This window comes from Saccharopolyspora hirsuta (assembly GCF_008630535.1).
In the GTDB taxonomy this organism is placed as follows: domain Bacteria; phylum Actinomycetota; class Actinomycetes; order Mycobacteriales; family Pseudonocardiaceae; genus Saccharopolyspora; species Saccharopolyspora hirsuta.
Genome location: NZ_VWPH01000046.1, coordinates 1 through 509 on the forward strand (window position 1 = coordinate 1; position 509 = coordinate 509).

The following is a 509-nucleotide window of genomic DNA, read 5'->3' on the forward strand; positions in this document are numbered from 1 at the left end:
CGTAGATCATGAAAGTGCATTTCCTGGTTGAGCGGTGTCCATCCGCGTTCCTCGTCTCCGGCGAGGGCAGGTTTCCAGAACCGGCGGCGGAAGTTGCCCCGGCGGTGCAGACCGCCGTTGGCTCCGGTGAACACGAACCGGGCGTCGGGGTTGCGCTCACGGTGCTCGGTGAGTAGCTCGGCCAGGAACGGTGGGAGGTGCACGGGGCGGACGCTGGCCGGTGTCTTGGGCGGGCCGAGCTCGAGCCGCCCGCCGATTTCGTGCAGGGCGCCGAATTTCGGGTCGATCTCGATGCGCGGGTCGTCATCGAGGTAGGTGCGGATCCATTGCAGGCCGGCCAGCTCACCCCACCGCAGCCCGGTGAAGGCGTCGGTGATGGTCATCAGCCCGGCATCCGGAGGCATGCGCCCGGCGATGGCATCGACTTCGTCGGTGGTGGCGTGGGGGCGTTCGCGCGGGCCCTCGAAGTTGATGCGCAGCTTGAGGCACGGATTCTTCGCGATCAGTCC

General features: G+C 67.6%; 1 pseudogene. It reads right to left on the reverse strand.

Annotated elements, in window-relative coordinates:
* A pseudogene (locus F1721_RS34695) lies at positions 1-509 on the reverse strand (site-specific integrase); the annotation flags it as partial.